The 19314-nt window shown below is 70.8% G+C and carries 14 protein-coding genes and 1 pseudogene; 5 read left to right on the forward strand and 10 right to left on the reverse strand.

Annotated features, from left to right (window positions below; translation table 11 throughout):
- The 6 genes from G3T38_RS13215 to G3T38_RS13240 form a co-directional block, all read right to left on the reverse strand.
- Entirely contained in the window at positions 1-813 is an 813-nt protein-coding gene (locus G3T38_RS13215; RefSeq protein WP_163772766.1) for a crotonase/enoyl-CoA hydratase family protein, read from the reverse strand.
- Between the two features lie 25 nt (positions 814-838).
- Positions 839-2311: a flavin-containing monooxygenase gene (locus tag G3T38_RS13220; protein ID WP_163772767.1), complete on the reverse strand. Its 1473-nt coding sequence runs from the start codon at positions 2309-2311 to the stop codon at positions 839-841.
- Positions 2312-2480: 169 nt separating this feature from the next.
- Positions 2481-4181: an AIPR family protein gene (locus G3T38_RS22710; protein WP_163772768.1), complete on the reverse strand. Its 1701-nt coding sequence runs from the start codon at positions 4179-4181 to the stop codon at positions 2481-2483.
- A 267-nt stretch (positions 4182-4448) separates the two neighbouring features.
- Complete coding sequence (locus G3T38_RS21045) at positions 4449-5828, reverse strand: zinc ribbon domain-containing protein (RefSeq protein ID WP_194247577.1); 1380 nt, start codon at positions 5826-5828, stop codon at positions 4449-4451.
- A gap of 99 nt (positions 5829-5927) precedes the next feature.
- On the reverse strand, positions 5928-7187 hold the full coding sequence (locus G3T38_RS13235) for a fatty acid desaturase family protein (protein ID WP_163772769.1): 1260 nt from the start codon (positions 7185-7187) through the stop codon (positions 5928-5930).
- Positions 7188-7206: 19 nt separating this feature from the next.
- Positions 7207-8370, reverse strand: a complete 1164-nt coding sequence (locus G3T38_RS13240; protein WP_174267953.1) for a ferredoxin reductase — start codon at positions 8368-8370, stop codon at positions 7207-7209.
- A gap of 97 nt (positions 8371-8467) precedes the next feature.
- Here G3T38_RS13240 and G3T38_RS13245 point away from each other — a divergent pair, with 97 nt between their 5' ends.
- Positions 8468-9661, forward strand: a complete 1194-nt coding sequence (locus tag G3T38_RS13245; protein ID WP_163772770.1) for a helix-turn-helix domain-containing protein — start codon at positions 8468-8470, stop codon at positions 9659-9661.
- Between the two features lie 133 nt (positions 9662-9794).
- On the opposite strand, the gene G3T38_RS13250 is transcribed toward G3T38_RS13245, so the two are convergent.
- Positions 9795-10568 carry a hypothetical protein gene (locus G3T38_RS13250; protein WP_163772771.1) on the reverse strand — a complete coding sequence of 258 codons (774 nt, stop codon included), beginning with the start codon at positions 10566-10568 and terminating at the stop codon, positions 9795-9797.
- Between the two features lie 98 nt (positions 10569-10666).
- Between G3T38_RS13250 and G3T38_RS13255 the strand changes: the two genes are divergently transcribed.
- Positions 10667-11575: an SGNH/GDSL hydrolase family protein gene (locus G3T38_RS13255; protein WP_163772772.1), complete on the forward strand. Its 909-nt coding sequence runs from the start codon at positions 10667-10669 to the stop codon at positions 11573-11575.
- Between the two features lies 1 nt (position 11576).
- Here G3T38_RS13255 and G3T38_RS13260 read toward each other — a convergent pair whose 3' ends face one another.
- Positions 11577-13133 (reverse strand): amidohydrolase family protein, encoded by a 1557-nt coding sequence (locus tag G3T38_RS13260; RefSeq protein WP_163772773.1) that lies wholly within the window; start codon positions 13131-13133, stop codon positions 11577-11579.
- 62 nt (positions 13134-13195) lie between these two features.
- Between G3T38_RS13260 and G3T38_RS13265 the strand changes: the two genes are divergently transcribed.
- The 3 genes from G3T38_RS13265 to G3T38_RS21730 are packed head-to-tail and all read left to right on the forward strand — an operon-like array spanning position 13196 to position 18159.
- Positions 13196-14830 (forward strand): M1 family metallopeptidase, encoded by a 1635-nt coding sequence (locus G3T38_RS13265; RefSeq protein ID WP_163772774.1) that lies wholly within the window; start codon positions 13196-13198, stop codon positions 14828-14830.
- Between the two features lie 49 nt (positions 14831-14879).
- Positions 14880-16325, forward strand: a complete 1446-nt coding sequence (gene zwf / locus G3T38_RS13270; protein ID WP_163772775.1) for a glucose-6-phosphate dehydrogenase — start codon at positions 14880-14882, stop codon at positions 16323-16325.
- The gene (locus G3T38_RS21730; RefSeq protein WP_163772776.1) at positions 16318-18159 is read left to right on the forward strand and encodes a glycoside hydrolase family 15 protein; all 1842 of its coding nucleotides are present in this window, start codon (positions 16318-16320) and stop codon (positions 18157-18159) included. The genes zwf and G3T38_RS21730 overlap by 8 nt, the downstream gene beginning before the upstream one ends.
- 13 nt (positions 18160-18172) lie before the next feature.
- On the opposite strand, the gene G3T38_RS13280 is transcribed toward G3T38_RS21730, so the two are convergent.
- Positions 18173-18946 (reverse strand): SAM-dependent methyltransferase, encoded by a 774-nt coding sequence (locus G3T38_RS13280; protein WP_163772777.1) that lies wholly within the window; start codon positions 18944-18946, stop codon positions 18173-18175.
- A pseudogene (locus tag G3T38_RS13285) lies at positions 18930-19314 on the reverse strand (hypothetical protein); the annotation flags it as partial. The gene G3T38_RS13280 and the pseudogene G3T38_RS13285, both read right to left, overlap by 17 nt.

Below are 19314 nucleotides of genomic sequence, written 5' to 3' on the forward strand. Positions count from 1 at the left end.
TCAGCGCGAGCGCGGCCCGAAGGTGGGCGCGATCTTGGCGAACGCCGACTCGCGCGCGACGCGCGTGTTGCGGGTCGCGAGCAGGATGACCTGCTCGATGCGCTCCCGCGCGAACGTGCGCCGGGCGCTCGAGGTGCGCGCGCCGTCGAAGAGACGCTTCGCGGCGGCCACCGCGTCGGGCGACTTGGCCTTGATCTCGGCCACCAGCGACTCCGCAGCGGCGACCGGGTCCGCGTCGACGCCCGTCACGAGGCCGAGGTCGAGCGCCTCCTTGCCCGAGACGATCTCCGCGGTCATGGCGAGCCGCTTGGCGACGTCGAGCCCGACGAGCTCCGAGATGCTGCGCACGCCGCTCATGTCGGGGATGAGCCCCCACTTGCCCTCGAGCACCGACCAGCGGGCGTCGGGGGTCGTGAACCGGAAGTCCGCGGCGAGCGCGATCTGCAGGCCCCCGCCGTAGCAGTGGCCGTGCACCGCCGCGATGACGGGCACCGGCAGCCGCCGCCAGGCCCAGCACGCCTCCTGGAAGGTGTTCGTGCCCCGGAGGGGCGAGGGCACGAGCGCCCGCGCGACCCGGCCGGGCCGCTTCAGCACCGTGCCGAAGTCGAGCCCGGCGCAGAACGACTCGCCGGCACCGCTGAGGATCACCGCCCGCAGCGTGCGGTCGTGCCGCAGCCACCGCGCGACGCGGATCAGGTCCTCGAGGGTGTCGAGGGTGAGCGCGTTGAGCTTGTCGGGGCGGTCGAGCACGACGCGTGCGATGCCGTCCTCGACGGTGCAGGAGACGTAGGTGGTGGCGGGCGACGCAGACATGCGCGCCATGCTACTCATAGGTAACTCACGACCAGGTCAGCGCTCCGTCGTCGAGGTCGGAGCGGCGCAGGGCCCGGATGTCGTACAGGTAATTCTGCACGACCTTCCACGGCGCCTCGTCGCCCTGCTTGGGGAGCTGGTCGACGGAGCGCTGGACGTAGCCGGCCTCCAGCCCCAGCAGCGGCGCCTCCGCCACGGTCGGGTCGCGGTGCACCTCCACCTTCCGCAGGCCGTCGCGCCGCATCCGCCCGAGCAGCCGCGAGACGTAGTCGGCCACGAGGTCGGCCTTCAGCGTCCAGGAGGCGTTGGTGTAGCCGATCGTGTAGGCGAAGTTCGGCACGCCGGTGAGCATGAGGCCGCGGTAGCTCATCGTGTCGGGCAGCTTCACCTCGGCGCCGTCGACCGTGAACTGCAGGCCGCCGAAGGCGAGCAGGTTGAGCCCGGTGGCGGTGACGACGATGTCGGCCTCGATCTCCTCGCCGCTCTCCAGCCGGATGCCGGTCGGCGTGAAGGTCGCGACTCGCCCGGTCGCGATGGACGCCTCCCCCGAGCGCAGCACCCGGTAGAGGTCGCCGTCGGGGACGACGCAGAACCGCTGGTCCCACGGGTCGTAGGGCGGGTTGAAGTGCGTGTCGACGTCGAGGTCCGGCACCTGGCGCTTGGTCCAGGCACGCACGCCGCGCTTCACGACGGACGGGAACGCCTGGCTGGCGTTGAAGAAGACCATCTGCTGCAGCACGTTCCGCCACCGCGTCAGCTGGTACGCCGTCATCTCGGGCAGGACCTTGCGCGCCAGCAGCGAGAGCTGGTCGCGGGCGGGGATCGAGATGACGTACGTCGGGGTGCGCTGCAGCATCGTGACGTGCTCGGCCGTGCCGGCCATCGACGGCACGAGCGTGATCGCGGTGGCCCCGGAGCCGATCACCACGACCTTCTTGCCGGCGTGGTCGAGGTCCTCGGGCCAGGCCTGCGGGTGCACGAGCTCGCCCTCGAACAGCTCCTCGCCGGGGAACGCGGGCCGGTAGCCCGCGTCGTAGTCGTAGTAGCCGGCGCAGCAGTAGAGGAACCCGGCCGAGTACGTCGCGCGCTCGCCGTCGACGACCACCTCGACCGTCCACCGGGAGGTGGCGGAGTCCCACGCCGCACCGACCACCTTGTGGCCGAACCTGATCCGGTCGACGAGGTCGTGCTCCGCGGCCGTCTCCTCGACGTACTCCCGGATGGAGGCTCCGTCGGCCAGCGACTTCTCCCCGAGCCAGGGCTTGAAGCGGTAGCCGAGCGTGTACATGTCCGAGTCGGAGCGCACCCCGGGGTAGCGGAACAGGTCCCACGTGCCGCCGATCGCGTCGCGCGCCTCGAGGATCCGCAGGTCGAGGTCGGGGTGGTCGCGGGTCAGCCGGGCCGCGGCACCGATGCCGGAGAGACCGGCCCCGATCACGAGGACGTCGACATGCTCACGCGGGGAGGGGTGGCTGGAGGGAGCCGGGGTCTGCGCCATGCCGCGCATCATGACCCGGACCGGGCCCTGTTGTCACGCGTTCAATAGCGTGATCCGGGCCCGGTCCGGGTCAGGAGGGTCACTCGTTGGTGCCGGGGATCAGCTTCAGGCGGATGTCGCCGGTGCAGGAGGATGCACCCCACGCACGCTCGGTCCCTCCGCGGACGACCTACCGCCGAGCGCTACCAAGGAGATAGCGTTGAGCACGCTCCTGAAGGCGTTTACTGGTAAGTGCATCTTTGGCGACGCGCTCAAACAGGACCTCGCCCCTCCGTTCCGCGACGTACGCGAATTCCTCGCGCACCAGCGGCAGCAACTCTCGCAGCATTCGATCCGAAGGAGTCTGCAGGGACTCAGCCAAGTCAGCGGACTTAGGATTCATTTTCCTAGTGAGTGCAACCGTGGCGAGCATCGCCAAGTGAAAGACAAAGTTCTCCGCGTCGCCTCGCGTATCCGTCGACGAGTGAAGGAACTCTTCCACACGCCGCTGCAAGGTGATAGCTACGGAATACATTTGGATCGGGTGGGCCTCGCTGAAGACAACGGGGTAAATTTCCTCACTGAAAATGGCCGAGACTTCGCCTCTAGCGATGTGCGGCACTTGGACCAAAGTCGACATGACCGCCTGGCCCATCTGGTCGATTGACACGAGTTTGGTCAACGGGATATTGCGATTGTGGTAGAAATTCTTGCGACGCTCGTAGTACAAGCCCTGTGTCCGGAGGTGCTCCTCAATCCGTCGCTGGACAAGATCGGTCGCGCGGAGTGCGCTAGTGCCTAGAGTCGTCTGACTGTTCGTAGCTTGGATGATTCTGTCTTTGACACGATCATCTGCGGCCTGGATCACCTTTACAAGAACGCTCCGGTTCTCCGAAAACCCTTCCGCTCGACCTCGCTTGAAAATCTCGTGGGAAGTCTGCAGCCCGTTGACAATTTGAGGAGATTCGAGTTCGAGCAACTTGCTGGCGGGTTGCACTTTGTCCGCAACGATGGTGACTCCATTGTTGAGCCACCAGAAGTCAACGCCTTTGTCCTCTTTGGTGAGAGTCGCTTGGATACTACGATTGACGCCGGTCTCGCCCTCGTAGTCTCGCACATTGGCTTCGAATAAGGACGCGTCCAACTTGCCACTCGAATCGGTGATGAAACGCTGATACTCATCAAGCTTCACGACACCGATGTAGCCACCAGCCGTGTCCGTTGAAATGGGGTTCTCAGCGAGCGCAAGTTCCCGCGATGTGGGCGGCCGCTCTCGCGCCATCCCGGCCACGGCAGTAGCGTCGAGGAAGCTGACCTGGGGAATGCAAGAACCGAAACAGTCGACGAGGGCCGCGCTCAGCAACTCACCCTTGGCGACGGTGTTGGCATGCACTTCAACCGCTCGGAGCGAAGCAAATGCGCAGTAAATTGAGAGATTAGGCATGTCAAGGTCGCGATAAGCAACGAGAAAGCGTCTCGTAATCTCAATTACTCGCCCATTGAAGCGCTTTGAAAGTGCGGCCTCGTCACGATCAAAGTTCAACAACTCCGGAATATGCACGATCATTTTCTCGACCGCGTTCTCCGAGAAGCCCTTCGTGTTTTTTACCTGCGTAAACACAAGGTCCAACTGGGCGTTCCTGCCCAATTTGCCGAGGTCAGTATCGTCCCGAACGCAATATCCGTTAACGAAGATTGAGATCGTATCGATGCCGCCGTCGTTCCCGCCGTCCACGATCCCGGCCAGTAGGTCGTCGTGGGTCGGACGGTATTCGCGCAACAGGTGCTTACTTACGAAATAGGCCTCCTGAGCCGCCGCGTCAAGACCGGCTGTCTCGGCCCTAGACCGTTCGACCATGTCGCCCAGCAGAATTACGTCATTCGCTCCCACTGCGATACTCCCCCATCGTCCACATGTGCGGAGAATGCTAGGGCTCACCGGGCTTCGCGTCTGGGAGTTGTCGAGACTTCACTCAAGTCAACGCGGCGAACCGCCACTCGAGTCATCGCCACGCTGAAGTAGCTGGCGCCCGGGGACGACGACGCGGGCCCCGCGGTCGCTTGCCTAGATCTTCTCAGCTGGTAGCGAATAACCCGGACCGGGCCCTGTTGTCACGCGTTCAATAGCGTGATCCGGGCCCGGTCCGGGTCAGGAGGGTCACTCGTTGGTGCCGGGGATCAGCTGCAGCCGGATGTCGCCGGTGGCCTGCGGGTCCTCGTCGTACTCCGACACGACGACCGAGTAGTCGTCGCCCTGACGCACCTGGATGAGGCACGTCTCGTCACCGAAGGAGCTGTCGCGGTTGCAGATCTCGTTGCCGTGCTTGTCGAAGACCTGGAGCCGGAAGTCGACCGCGGGGTCGGCGATGTTCTCGAGGAACACGGTGAGCGAACCGCTCGTGGTCGCCACGAACGGGGCGTTGCCGCCACCGGGCGGCATGGTGGTCTCGAGCGTCGTGCCGCCCTCGCCCCACACACCGGCACCCTGGGGCGCCTGCGCCGGGGAGAGCCGCGAGCGGTCGGCGATCGCGAGCACCGTGCCCTGCAGGTCGCAGATGGCGTCGCTGGTGCAGCCCGAGATGAACATGCCCTCGGGCAGCACGAAGGCCCCCGAGAGGTCCTCGTAGATCGCCGCACCCATCGGCGAGCCCGCCGGGAGCGGCACCGTGTCGCCGAGCTCGAGGGTCTCGGCGTCGACCACGTCGACGAACACCTCGACGGTGTCGGAGCCCGCGAAGACGTTGAACTCGACCTCCTGCTCGCCCGAGCGCTCCGGCACGAAGGCCGCGAAGCCCTCCTCGCCGTACCAGCCCTGGGCCGAGGTCACCTGCAGCGCGGCGTCCTCGGGGAAGGGGATGCCCATGTCGTCGGAGCTGGAGAGCAGCACGATCTGCGACTCGTACGCCTCCACCGTGAGCACGGCCTGGTCGTCGTCGACCGGGATCTCGTTGACCTCGCCGAGCGTGATGCCGGACCCGTCGGGCCCGTCCGTGCCGTCGGTGCCGTCCGTGCCGTCGGTGGTGCTCGTCTCGGGGTCGTCGGCCGTGTCCTTGTCGTCGTCGCCCCCGAACACCCCGGTGAGCACGAGCACGAGGACGAGGGCGCCCACGACGAGCACGCCGACGGCGCCCCAGATCGCGACCCACTTGCCGCGGCCGCCGCCGCGGTTGGGCGACGGCTGGCCGAGCTCGCCGTAGCCGCCACCCCCGTAGCCGCTCCCCCCGTAGCCACCGCCGCCGTAGCCACCGCCGTAGCCGCCGCCCGGCTGGCCGTAGCCGCCGGACTGGGGGTAGCCCGCGTCGTACCCGCCGGACTGGCCTCCGGACTGGCCGTAGCCGCCCGGCTGACCCGACGGCGCGCCGTACGACGAGGACGGCGGCAGCCCGCCGCTGACGCTCGTCGGTGCCTCGCCCGGGTCCGTGGGCGCGGACGGGGAGGGGCCGCCGGTGACGTGGGTCGCGTCGGCCGGCGTGCCGCACGTGTCGCAGAACGCGGCGTCGTGGGGCATCTGGTGTCCGCAGACGGCACAGGTGCTCATGGGGTGTCCTTCCAGCACTCGTCGTCCGCGCCCAGACGCGGGCGGCTCGGGAAGACAGCGAGGGCCGGACCGCCTCTACCCCACGACGGCTCGCCTCAATCAGGCGACGCGCGCGACGTCCGCCTTCTTCTGCGCGCGGAGGCGCCGGGCCTGCTGCTCGAGGCGCAGCTGGGCCACGCGGCGCACCTTGCGGTCGCCCGTCGTCATCGCCCAGAGCATCTTGAGCTGGCTCGGCAGGTTCTCCTTCGTCGTCGTCTCCATCCAGCCGTTGGGCAGGGAGAGGCGCACGACCCGGTGCCAGGCCGAGTAGACCTGCGCGGGCAGGGAGGCCGAGTGGTAGTTGAGGTCGTACTTCTCGAACAGGGCCTGCACCTTCGGGGCCACCTCGGCGTACCGGTTCGACGGCAGGTCGGGGAACAGGTGGTGCTCGATCTGGTGCGACAGGTTGCCCGTCATGAAGTGCATCGCCTTCGAGCCGGAGATGTTGGCGGAGCCGAGCATCTGGCGCAGGTACCACTCGCCGCGCGTCTCCCGCTCCGGGATGGCGGCCTTCTCGTAGGTCTCGACGCCCTCGGGGAAGTGGCCGCACATGATCACGGAGTGGCTCCACACGTTGCGGACCAGGTTGGCCGTGAAGTTGGCGGCCAGCGTCGGCAGGAAGGAGCCGGTCGGCAGCGACAGCAGCGGGTGGACGACGTAGTCCTTCGTCATCTGCTTGCGGATCTTGCCGAGCGTGGCGCGGGCGGCCTTCTTGAACGACTCCGGACGGCGGTCCTTCGGCGTCTTCAGGTTCTTGCCGAGCTCGAGGTCGTAGGCCGCGATCCCGTACTCGAAGAAGCACGCGTTGATGAAGTTCCACAGGGGCTGCGCGAGGTACATCGGCACCCAGCGCTGGTCCTCGTCGACGCGCATGATGCCGTAGCCGAGGTCGTTGTCCTTGCCGACGATGTTCGTGTAGGTGTGGTGCACCTCGTTGTGGCTGTGCTTCCAGCCCTCCGCCGTCGAGGCGTTGTCCCACTCCCACGTGGTCGAGTGGATCTTCGGGTCGCGCATCCAGTCCCACTGGCCGTGCATGACGTTGTGGCCGATCTCCATGTTCTCGACGATCTTGGCGATGGAGAGGCCGATCGTGCCGACGACGAACGCCGGGGGGAACGCGCTGGCGAGCAGCACCGCGCGCGAACCGAGCTCCAGCTTGCGCTGGGCGTCGATGACCTTGCGGATGTACGCCGCGTCGCGCTCCCCGCGGGTGTCGAGCACCTCCTGGCGGATGGCGTCGAGCTCGACGCCGAGCTGCTCGATGTCCTCGGGCGTGAGGTGGGCGACGGGGTTCTGGTCCTTCTTGGTGACGACGGTCATGGTGAGTCCTCCCTGGGGATCAGACGTCGAGGTGGCACGGGCCGGCGGCGGCCGTGATGCAGGTCTGGATGCGGATGCCCTCGGGCCCGGTCTCCCCGGGCACCGCGGTGGTGAGGGCGCCGTTGCGCAGGTCGCGCACCGAGCCCTCCTTCAGCGGGACGACGCAGCCGAAGCAGACGCCCATGCGGCAACCGCTCGGCATGAGCACGCCGGCGGACTCGCCCGCGTCGAGGAGCGTCGTGGCCCCGTCGGTCTCGACGCTGGCGCCACCGGCGAACGTGACCTCGCCGCCCTCGCCGACGACGAGCGTCGCGGGCCGGAACTGCTCGGTGTAGAGCACGAGGTCCCGCGCGGCGTGGTGCGCCTCGAGGGCGTCGAGGAGGCCCCCGGGACCGCACGCGTACGTCGCGCGCTCGCCCAGGTCGGGCACCAGGTCGCCGAGCGTGTCGACGTCGAGGAGGCCGTGCACGTCGTCGTACCGCGCCACGAGGTGGATCGCGCCGGCGGCGTCGAGGGCCTCGAGGTCGCGGATGAAGATCGAGTCGGGACGGCTCGGCGCGACGTGCACGACCGTGATGTCGAGGTGGGCGCTGCGGGCGGGCCGCACGACGCCGGCGTCGGTCACGGGGAACAGGTTGCGCAGCATCCCGACGACGGGGGTGACGCCGGAACCGGCCGTCACGAAGAGCAGCTTGGCCGTCCCGGGGCCGTCGGTGACCTCGGGCGCCAGCACGAACTCGCCGGTGGCCTGCTCGAGGTGGACCAGGGTGCCGACCCGCACGCGGTGCACGAGGTGGTGCGAGACGACGCCGTCGGGCACGGCCTTCACCGTGATCGAGATGTTGCCGTCGGGGCGCGGGCCGTGGGTGAGCGAGTAGGCGCGCCACTGGCGAACGCCGTCGACGTCGATGCCGACCCGCACGTACTGGCCCGGGACGTGCCCGGCCCAGTCGCGGCCGGGCCGGATGACGATGGTGGCGGCGTCGGCCGTCTCGGGGGTGACGGCGACGACCTTCCCGCGCAGCTCGGCGCCGGCGCGGAGCGGGTTGAAGAGGTCGAGGTAGTCGGCCGGCACGAGCGGGGTCACCGCCGCGTTCGCGATCCGCTCGAGGCGCGCGCGGAGCGTCGTGGAGCCTGGACGGCGACCGGCGGTCGTCGTCAGCAGGGGCACAGAGGAGCTCATGCGTCCATCGTGGGGCCGCGGGCGCTCGAAGTCGTCACGCTGCGCAGGTGAAGTTGCGGCATGATGTTGTTCGCTCGGAACAACTCGGAGGTGGTCCATGGATCCGGCAGACGACGCAGTCACCCTCTCGGAGGGAGCCGTGACCGCGCTGCGCGGTGCGCTGCCCGACGTCGCGGACCGCACCGTCGACGCCATCATCACCGAGGTCCCCAGCTATGAGAACGCCCTGTCCGGACCGATGGGCGCCACGATCCGGCAGGCCGTGCAGCTCGCGCTCGGCGGGTTCGTCGCCCTCGTGTCCGGCACCCCCGCCGCCGCGGGCACCCGTCGCGACCCCCGGCGACCCGCGACGGCCTCGACCCGGGGCGCCTACGACCTGGGCCGCGGCGAGGCGCGCAGCGGACGGTCGATGGAGGCGCTGCTCGCGGCGTACCGGATCGGGGCGCGCGTCTCCTGGCGCGAGCTGTCCCGCGTCGCCGTCGACCACGGTGTCGGCGCCCGGATGCTGGCGGAGTTCGCGGAGCTCGTCTTCGCCTTCATCGACGAGCTCTCGGCGGCGAGCGCGGCCGGGCACGCCGACGAGCTCGCAGCGAGCGGCCGCGTGCGGCGCCGACGCCTGGAGCGCATCGCGCACCTGCTGCTCGAGCGGGCCCCCGCGGACGCGGTGCACGCGGTCGTCGCCTCGACCGACTGGGAGCCGCCCGAGACCCTGACCGCCCTCGTCGTGCGCAGCGACCAGGTCCGGGCCGTGCTCACCTCGGTCGACCCCGCGACCCTGCAGCCCGCCGACGAGCTCCCCGCCCTCGCCGACGGCGAGCGCACGCTCCTCCTCGTGCCCGACGTCCGGCGCTCCCTGCTGCTCGAGCAGCTGGGGAGGTACGACGCGGTCGTCGGCCCGACGGTGCCGTGGCTCGAGGTGCGCACCTCCTACGACCGGGTCGAGCGCGCCCTCGGCCTCCCCCGGCCCGACGGGACGGACCGGGTGGACGGGCTCCTCGACACCGACGACGTGCTCGTCGACCTCGTCGTCCACGCCGACCCCGCCGCTCGCGCCGCCCTGCGCGCCCGCGCACTGGCCCCGCTCGAGGGCGTGCGCCCCGACACCGCGGCCCGGCTCGAGGAGACGCTGCGCGCGTGGCTGCTGCACCAGGGCCGACGCGAGGAGGTCGCCGCCGCGCTGTTCGTGCACCCGCAGACCGTGCGCTACCGCATGGGACGCGTGCGCGAGCTGTGGGGCGACGCGCTCGGCGATCCCGAGGTCGTGCGCGAGCTGGTGGTGGCGTTGGCGTGAACGGCCACCGGCGGCGCGGTGGGCTGGTGAGGCGTCGGGCGATCCACCCCCACCGCGATCGCCTCGGAAATGTGCGGATGGCGCAGGCCAGGCTCGACCCAGGCTGCTCCAGCCGCACAGTTGCGGTCGAGGTTCAGCCCGCGGTCGAGCTCGCGAGCTCGTCGACGAGGTTCTGGAAGCTGCCGGGGCTCGTCGTGGCCGTCGCCGCGTTGCGGGCGAGCTCGGCGGCGTGCACGGTCCAGTACGAGAGGTCCTCGTCCTGGGCTCGGAGCGAGACCGTGCACCCGTTCGTCGTCTCGGCGAGAGCGCCCTGGACGGTGAGGCTTGCCAGCGGTGCACCCGCAGGGCGTCCGACCTCGTAGCCCTCGACCACGAACGGCGAGCCGTACCGCTCCTCCTCGTCAGCGGGAACCGTGTTGCCGATCGCGATGACGCGGGTCCCCGTGGGGACCGCGCGCTCGAGCTCGTCGAGCGTCGGGACGCTCCCCACGGCGGCACCATCGGGGCCGACCGGATCCGACCCGAGGCTGACGGCGACGTACGCGACGTCGCGCTGGGAGGGATCAGCGACCTTGACGGCAAGGTCGACCTGCACGGTGACGGTGGCATAGCGCGAGATCATGTCGCCGCTGCTGACGGAGCGGCCCCCAGACCAGCCGGTCACACGCCCTGCCACCGCCACGTCGTGCTTCTCGACAGCAGCGGAAAGGTTCGGCATGACGTCGTAGTCGTAGTAGCCGGTCCCACGCACCACTGCGGGTGCGACCCCACCGCCGCAGTCGCCGGTGTCGGCGACGGGCGACGTCTCGACGGCCGCCGCGGTGGTGGACGACGTCGCGGAGCCGCACCCACCGAGCGGGAGCACGACGACGAGCAGTGCTGCCCCGAGCATCACCGTCTTCTTCATCGCCGCTCTCCTCCGCTGGATCAGGTGTGCTGCCGAGGAGACGCGGGCGAGCCGCCCGTCGGTTCCACCCTCGGCCACCAGAGCGGATACTGATGCGCATGACCTCGCTCCCCCGCCGTGTCGTCGCCGGCCTCGCGTTCGCCCTCGTCCTCACCGGGTGCAGCGGCAACGACTCCGACGGCCCGGCCGTGGCGACGGCGGAGCCCTCGTCGGCCGCACCCGGCGCTGACGGGCCCGAGGTGCGCACGGACGACTCCGACGACTTCGCGGACCAGTCCTACGTCGCGATGGGCGACTCCTACACCGCCGCGCCCGGCGTGGAGCCGGCCGACGACTCCTCGGGCCTGTGCGGTCGCTCCGAGGTGAACTACCCCCACCTCGTGCAGGGCGCGTTCGGCGGCTCGGAGCTCACGGACGTCTCCTGCTCGGGCGCCACCACCGCGGACCTCCTGGCGCCGCAGGTGCTCGCGACGGGCGACGTCCCCGCCCAGATCGACGCGGTCACCGCGGACACCGACATCGTCACCATCAGCACGGGCGGCAACGACTTCGGCGCCTTCGCGCTGCTGGCCGGCGACTGCGTGCAGACCGGCTGCGAGGACATCGACGTCGCCGCGGTGCAGGCGGGTCTCGCCCAGCTGTCGACCGACCTGGCCGGCGCGATCGCGCAGGTGCAGGAGCGCGCGCCCGAGGCCCGGGTGCTCGTCGTCGGCTACCCCCAGGTCGTGCCCTCCGGCAGCGAGGGCTGCGACGACGTGCCGCTCGACGCCCAGACCATCGGCCTGGCCCGTCTCCTCAACCAGGAGCTCTCCAACGCGCAGAAGCGCGCCGCCGAGACCGCCGGGGTCGAGTTCGTCGACCTCTACGCGGCCACCCAGGGCCACGCGCTCTGCTCCGACGAGCCGTGGATCAACGGCGGCGACACCACCGGCGCCGTGCCCTACCACCCGCTCGAGTCCGGTCAGCGCGCCGCCGCGGCGGCGATCGTCGAGCTGCTGGACAGCTGACTCAGCCCAGCTCGATCCCCGCGCCGTACACGGCCTCACCCGCGACGTACGTCGCCGCCACGGGCATCTCCCGGAGCCACGCGCCCTGCTCGGCGGAGGAGTCGAACGCGGCGTACGGGTCCGCGTCGAGCAGCACGAGGTCGCCCGGGTGACCGGGCGCGACGGTGCCCCAGCCGTCGGTGGACGCGGCGAGCGCCTCGGCGACGGTGAGGGCCTGCTCGCCGTGCCACGGCTCGCGCTCGTCGGCGCTGCGGTGCACGGCCGCGGCCATCGCGAGCCACGGGTCGAGCGGCGAGACCGGCGCGTCGGAGCCGAGCGCGAGCTCGACGCCGTCGTCGAGCATCCAGCGGAACGCGAAGCAGCGGCTGGAGCGCTCCTGCCAGATCTTCTCGGTGAGGTCGCGGTCGTCGAGGAGGTGCGCGGGCTGCACGCTGGCGCGGATGCCGAGCTCGGCCATGCGCCGCGAGTCGGCGCGCCCCACCATCTGGGCGTGCTCGATGGAGCCGCGCGCCCCGGTCGTCGCGTACGCCGCGAGCGCGGCCGCCACCGCCGCGTCGCCGATCGCGTGGGTCGCCACCTCGAGGCCCGCGGCGTGCGCGCGCTCGAGGAGCGTGCGCAGCTCCGCGCCCGAGAGGTTGGGCTGGCCGGCGGGGTACTCGAGGCGGTGGGCGTCGGCGTACGGCTCGCAGCACCACGCCGTGCGCGTGTTGAGCGACCCGTCCGAGATGATCTTGAGGGGCCCCATCTGCAGGCGGTCGTCGTGCGGGCCGGTCACGTCGGCGACGCCCGGCAGCACGTCGCCCGTGCGGAGGCCGAGGGAGAGCACCTCGTCGAGCCCCTCGGCGTACGTCGACATCCGCACCCGCAGCCGGTCGCACCCCTGCTCCCAGCGGTGCAGCCAGTCGGCCGCGCCGCCGGAGAACTCGAAGTCGACGAGACCGACGACGCCGAGCGAGGCGGCGGTGTCGAGGGCGCGCCGGTAGGCCGCCGGCGACGTGCCGTCGTCGCCGACGAGGGTGGAGAGGCGGGCGTACGCCGCGAACCACTCCTTCTCGCGGACCACCGAGTCCCGCACGGGCATGGCGAGGTGGAGGAGCGCCGTCGTGTTGAGCCAGGCGTGGTGGCCGTCGCCGGAGATGAGCACGACCGGCACCTCGCCGGAGACCGCGTCGAGCTCGCTGACCGTGACGTCGCGCTCCCAGCCGCCGGAGCGGTGTCCCCAGCCGATGACGGGGTGCCCGGGCTGCTCGGCCAACCGCTCCGCCACCATCCGCGTCGCGTCCTCGGGCGACCGGGCCGCGGCGAGGTCGAGGCGCTGCGACGCGAGCGTCCACTGGCCGAGGTGCACGTGCTGGTCCCAGAGGCCCGGGATCAGCCAGCGTCCCTCGGCGTCGACGACCTCCGCCGCGGTGGCCCCCGGGTGCACGGGCAGGTCGGCGCCGACCGCGGTGACGCGGCCGTCGGTCACCACCACGTCGACGGGACGGGGCGAGGGGCCGGCGGTGACGGCCGGCCCGACGGGCACCAGGCGCGCCTGGCGGATCAACAGCGTGGACACGGGGCGCAACGGTAGCGAGCGTTGGTGACGCGCAGCGCCTCCCGGGCGGGCAGACTGGTCACATGTCCTCCCCGCTGCCGCCACCGCCGCTGCCCCCTCGGTCCGGCGGTCGACGCTCGCAGGGGCGGGGGACGGTCGTCATCGCGTTCCTCGTCGCCTTCGTGCTGGCGTCGGTGACGTCGCTGGCGGTCATCCTCGTCGTCGACCAGGTGCGGGACCGCCAGGCCGACGACCGCGCCGATGAGAACCGCTCCGCGGGCCCCGACGCGGACTCCGACGACGAGCCGACCGACGACCCGACGGACCGTGAGGGCGACCCCGTCGACGTACCGGAGCTCGCGGCCCCCACCGAGCCCGCGCTGGCGGCGGCGGTGAGCGAGCCGCGCGAGGACTCGGTCTACCCGGAGGTCGGCGACCCCGGGGTGGACGCGCTGCACTACGCGATCGACTTCTCCTGGTTCCCCGAGGACGACGACTTCACGGCGACCACGGCGGTCACGTTCCGCGCGACGACGACCGCGGAGCGCTTCCAGCTCGACCTCGCCGAGCACCTCGACGTCGCGTCCGTCTCCGTCGACGGCGAGCCGACGGACGCGTTCGAGCACGACGGCAAGGACCTCGTCGTGGACGTGCCGGTGACGGCGGACGAGCGGTACGTCGTCGAGGTCGCCTACGGCGGCCCGCCGCAGCCCGTCGACGCGCCGACCACCCGGTCCGACTTCGAGGGCGTCGGCCTGCAGCGCTCCGACTCGTCCGACTACGACGGCTGGCTGTGGACGATGCAGGAGCCGTACGGCGCGTTCACCTGGTATCCCGTCAACGACCAGCCCGCCGACAAGGCCATCTACGACATCACCGTGCACACGTCGCCCGACTGGCAGGGCGTCGCCAACGGCGTGCTGACCTTCTCCGAGTCGAACGACCTCGAGTCGGTCAACCGGTTCCACGCCGACGCGCCCATGTCGTCGTACCTGTCGACGATCGCCGTCGGGGACTACGAGCTGACCGAGGACGAGAGCGACTCGGGCGTGCCGCTGGCCTACTGGACGCCGTCCGGCGACGCGGGGATCCTCGAGGCGATGGAGGAGACGAAGGACGCGCTCGCGTGGGTGGAGGAGAAGCTCGGGCCCTACCCCTTCGACAGCCTCGGTTCCGTCGTCGTCGACTCCGAGAGCGCCATGGAGACCCAGACGATGATCACCTACGGCAACACGCCCTACACGCTGTCGCCCGAGGTGATCGTGCACGAGATCGTCCACCAGTGGTACGGCGACAAGGTGTCCCCGAACGACTGGCGCGACGTCTGGATGAACGAGGGCATGGCCATGTACCTCCAGATGCTCTACGAGGCGGAGACCTACGACATCGACGTCGACGAGTACGTCGCGACCTACGGCGCCGAGGACCAGTCCTACCGCGACGAGGCCGGACCGCCGGCGGACTGGGACCCCGACCAGTTCGGCCAGTCCAACATCTACGTCCCGCCGGGCGTCATGTGGCACGAGCTGCGCACCCGCCTCGGCGACGAGGTCTTCTGGTCGATGACCCGGGCGTGGCCGTACGCCGCGGGCGACGCCTTCGTGTCCACCGGGCGCGACGAGTACTGGCCGTGGCTCTCCGAGCAGGCCGGCGGCGACCTGACGCCGTTCCTGACGGAGTGGCTGCTGGGCGAGACCGAGCCGGCCACGACGTTCTGAGGCTCCCGCTCATCCGGGCGGGTTGGAGGGCGGGAGTAGCAAAGGGGGCATGACGGACTCCTCCACGGCGACCGGCTCGAACGGTTCGACCCCGCCGCCCAGCGTCATCGTGCTCTTCGGAGCCACCGGCGACCTGGCCAAGCGCAAGCTCTTCCCCGCGTTCCTCCGCCTCGCCGCGTCGGACTGGTTGCCCGCGTCCTACGCGATCATCGGGTCCGGTCGGCACTCCCCCGGCTCGGACGACGAGTTCCGCGACCAGATGCGCGAGGCCCTGCAGGAGAAGGCGGACGACGACGAGCGCGACGCCGTCGACGGGCTGGTCGAGCGGTTGTCCTTCCAGACCGCCTCGGCGGACGACGGCGCCGACCTGGCCGCCGCCATCGGCGAGGCCGAGAAGAAGGTCGCCGAGGAGGCGGGCGCCGACGTCGCGGACGTGCGACGGCTCGTCTACCTGTCGGTGCCGCCGTCGGCGATGACGGACATGATCGGCATGCTCGACCGGGAGGGCATCACGGAGCGAGCCCGCCTCGTCGTGGAGAAGCCGTTCGGTCTCGACCTGGCGTCGGCGGAGGAGCTCGACGGCGTGCTGCTCGACGCCGTCGACGAGGAGCAGGTCTTCCGCATCGACCACTTCCTCGGCAAGGAGGCGGTGCAGAACATCCTCGCGCTGCGCTTCGCCAACGGCCTGTTCGAGCCGGCCTGGGACCGCCGTTCCATCGCGTCGGTGCAGATCGACGTGCCCGAGGATCTGACCATCGAGGGGCGAGCCGGCTTCTACGAGTCCACGGGCTGCCTGCGCGACATGATCTCGACGCACCTCTGCCAGCTGCTCGGCTTCGTCGCGATGGAGGACCCCGGGGCGTTCGACGCGCAGGCGGTCCGCGACACCAAGGCGGCGCTGTTCCGCGACGTACGGCCCCTGGACCCCGCCCGCGTGGTGTTCGGGCAGTACGAGGGCTACCGCGACGAGGAGGACGTCGACGACGACTCCACGGTCGAGACGTTCGTCGCCGCCGAGGTCTTCGTCGACAACGACCGGTGGCGCGACGTGCCGTTCCTGCTGCGCACGGGCAAGGCGCTCGCCGAGGGACGGCGCACCATCACGCTGCGATTCCGGGACCCGGCGTCGGACATGTTCGAGGAGCCGTCGTGCGGCAACGAGCTCGTGCTCGAGCTCACCGACGAGCCGCAGATCACCGTCGACGTGCGGGCGAAGAAGCCCGGGCGGGCCTTCGACATCACGATGGCGACGATGCAGGTGCAGGTGCAGGGCACCGCGGAGTCGTTCCCGCTCGAGGCCTACGAGCGCCTGCTGCTCGACGTGCTCCACGGCGACCAGACCCTCTTCACGCGCTCCGACGAGGTCGAGCGGCTGTGGGAGGTCTGCCAGCCGGTGCTGGACGACCGCCCCGAGGTGCACCCCTACGCGCAGGGCTCCTGGGGGCCGCAGGCCGCGCTCGACCTCGCCCCGGGCGGGTGGCGGCTCGGTGGTTGAGTCCCGCACGTCGGGTGACGCCCCCGACATCGCCGCGCACGGCATCATCGGGGACCTCCGCTCGGCGGCCCTCGTGTCGACCGACGGCACCATCGACTGGTTCTGCCCCGAACGGTTCGACCGGCCCAGCGTGTTCGCCTCGATCCTCGACGAGGAGCGCGGCGGCGCCTGGCGGCTCGCACCGATGGGCGAGGTGACGCGCACGCAGCAGTACTACCTGCCCGACACCGCCGTGCTCGTCACCCGGTTCCTCACGCCCGACGGCGTGATCGAGGTGCAGGACTTCATGCCGGTGCTGCAGCCCCACGACCCCGACCACCAGCAGCGGCTCGTGCGGCGCGTCGCGGCGGTGCGCGGTCGGGTGCCGATCGCCACCGAGGTCGAGGTGCGGCACGACTACGGGGCCAGCGCCGCGGAGCCGGTGGCCGTCGAGCCCGGCATCCACATCCCCGACGGGCACGTCGACCTCATGCTGACGTCCACCCACCCCCTGACCATCGACGGGGGCGTCGTGCGGAGCGAGGTGACGCTCGAGGACGGCGAGGTCGCGCTCTTCGTGCTCGAGGTCGTGCCCAAGGGCGAGGACCCCGAGCCCTGCGCCGTCGACGACACCGAGCGGCTGCTCGACCTGACGTCGGCCTACTGGCGTGGCTGGCTCGCCACGTCGTCGTACTCCGGCCGCTGGCGCAGCACCATCGAGCGCTCGGCGATCACGCTCAAGCTGATGTGCCACGAGCCCACCGGAGGGGTCATCGCGTCGCCGACGACCAGCCTGCCCGAGGAGATCGGCGGCGGACGCAACTGGGACTACCGCTACGTGTGGATCCGCGACGCCGCCTTCACCCTCTACGGGCTGCTGCGGCTGGGGTTCACCGACGAGGCGGGCGCGTTCACGGCGTGGCTGTCGAAGCGGATCGGAGAGGCCGACGCCGACCACCCGACCTACGAGAAGCTCGGACCGCTCCGCGTGCTCTACGACCTCGACGGCAAGGTGCCGACCGAGGAGCACGAGCTCGACCACCTGTCCGGGCACCGCGGGTCGCGGCCCGTGCGCGTCGGGAACGCGGCGGTCGAGCAGCTGCAGCTCGACATCTACGGCGAGCTGATCGACTCGATCTACCTGTTCGACAAGTACGGCAGCGGCATCAGCCACGACGGCTGGACCGACCTCGTCACCGTACTCGACTGGATCATCGGCAACTGGGACCGCGACGACCACGGCATGTGGGAGATCCGCGAGGACCCCCGGCCCCACACCACGTCACGACTCATGTGCTGGGTCGCCGTGGAGCGGATGATCCGCGTCGCCCGCAAGCGCGGCCTGCCCGGCGACATCGCCGCCTGGGGGAAGGTGCGCGACGAGATCTACGAGCGGATCATGAGCGCCTCGTGGAACGCCGAGCTGGACGCGTTCACCCAGACCGAGGGCGGCGACGTGCTCGACGCCGGCCTGCTGCTCATGCCGCTCGTGAAGTTCACGGCGCCCGGTGACCCGCGCTTCCTCTCGACCCTCGCAGCCGTCGAGGAGCACCTGGTGACCGACTCGCTCGTGTTCCGGTACGACCCCGGCGCCGACGGCTCCTCCGACGGGCTCGACGGGGCGGAGGGGACGTTCTCGATGTGCTCGTTCTGGTACGTCGAGGCGCTCACCCGAGCGGGACGGCACGACGAGGCGCGGCTCGCGTTCGAGAAGATGCTGACCTACGGCAACCACCTCGGGCTCTACGCCGAGCAGGTCGGGCTCACCGGGGAGCAGCTGGGCAACTTCCCCCAGGCCTTCACGCACCTGTCGTTGATCTCCGCCGCGACGAACCTGGACCGGGCGCTGGGCTGACGGCTCGACCGGGTCAGCCGCACAGGCAGAGGTAGGCCATGCCGAGGACGCCGCGGTAATCCTCCTCGTAGGCGGCGCGCTGCTGCTCGTGACGGTCACGGATGGCGGGTGCGGCCGGGTCGTCGTCACCGTGCGCCGCTAGCCAGCGGGTGAAGCGGTCGCGGAAGCCGGCCTCGAAGACGTCCCACTCGTCGAGGTCCGCCTGGTCGACGCGGAGCACCTCGAAGCCCGCCTCCCTGGTCAGCTCCACGAGGGCGTCGAGGGTCACGAACTCGTCGTCCCGACCGGACAACGGCGCCGTCGCCGCAGGGTGGGGCGGGGCGGACCAGATGGCCTCGCCGTAGACCAGTCGCCCGCCGGGACGGACCAGCTGACGGAGAGCCTGCAGCGCCGCGGCGTAGTCGAGCGGCTGCGCCTCCTCGACGGGTGGTCCCCAGATCTGGCTGGCGCCGATGCAGATGACGGCGTCGGCCGGGGTGAGGTCGGCATCGCGGCCGGGGACGACCTCGAGCTCGACCCGCTCCGCGAGCCCGCGGGCGCGCGCCTGCTGGACTGCCCGGCTGATGGACGCCGGCGCGCTGTCGATGCCGCGGCCGCGAGCCCGTGGCGCGGCGGCCAGCACCCGCAGCAGGAGCTCGCCCCACCCGCAGCCCAGGTCCAGCACGTCGGCGGGGGCGGGCTCGGTCAGGAACGCGATCAGCGCCGCGGCACGCGCCTCCGACAGCGGGGTGAGCCAGGTGAGCGACTCGTGGAGGGGTGGCAGCTCGGGCTCAGGGTTCGCCGTCATCCGACCATCCTCCCGGTCGTCCACGGCGCTCGGCGAGGGCGAGGTGGAGGCGGGCCTCGTTCTCCGAGCAGGGGTGGGTGCCGCTCGGGCCGGTGGTGAAGCCGAGGCCGTTCGGGGTGAGCCAGACGTAGTGGCCGGGCGCGCGCTGGCGGGCTTGGTAGCCGGCGTGGGTCTTCCAGCGGTGGTTGCGGCGGGCGAGGGGGCCGGAGTTGTGGGTGCCGGTCTGTTGTCCTGCCTTGCTGGGATCGAAGGGGGTGGGGTGGTCGTAGTCGACGTGGCGGCTGGTGGAGGTGGCGTAGGGCCAGTAGTCGCCGCCGGTGATGAGGTGCACCCGTTCCTTGAGGGCTTCGGGGTGTTCGTAGGCGGTG

This window comes from Nocardioides zeae (genome assembly GCF_010686755.1).
Taxonomy (GTDB): domain Bacteria; phylum Actinomycetota; class Actinomycetes; order Propionibacteriales; family Nocardioidaceae; genus Nocardioides; species Nocardioides zeae.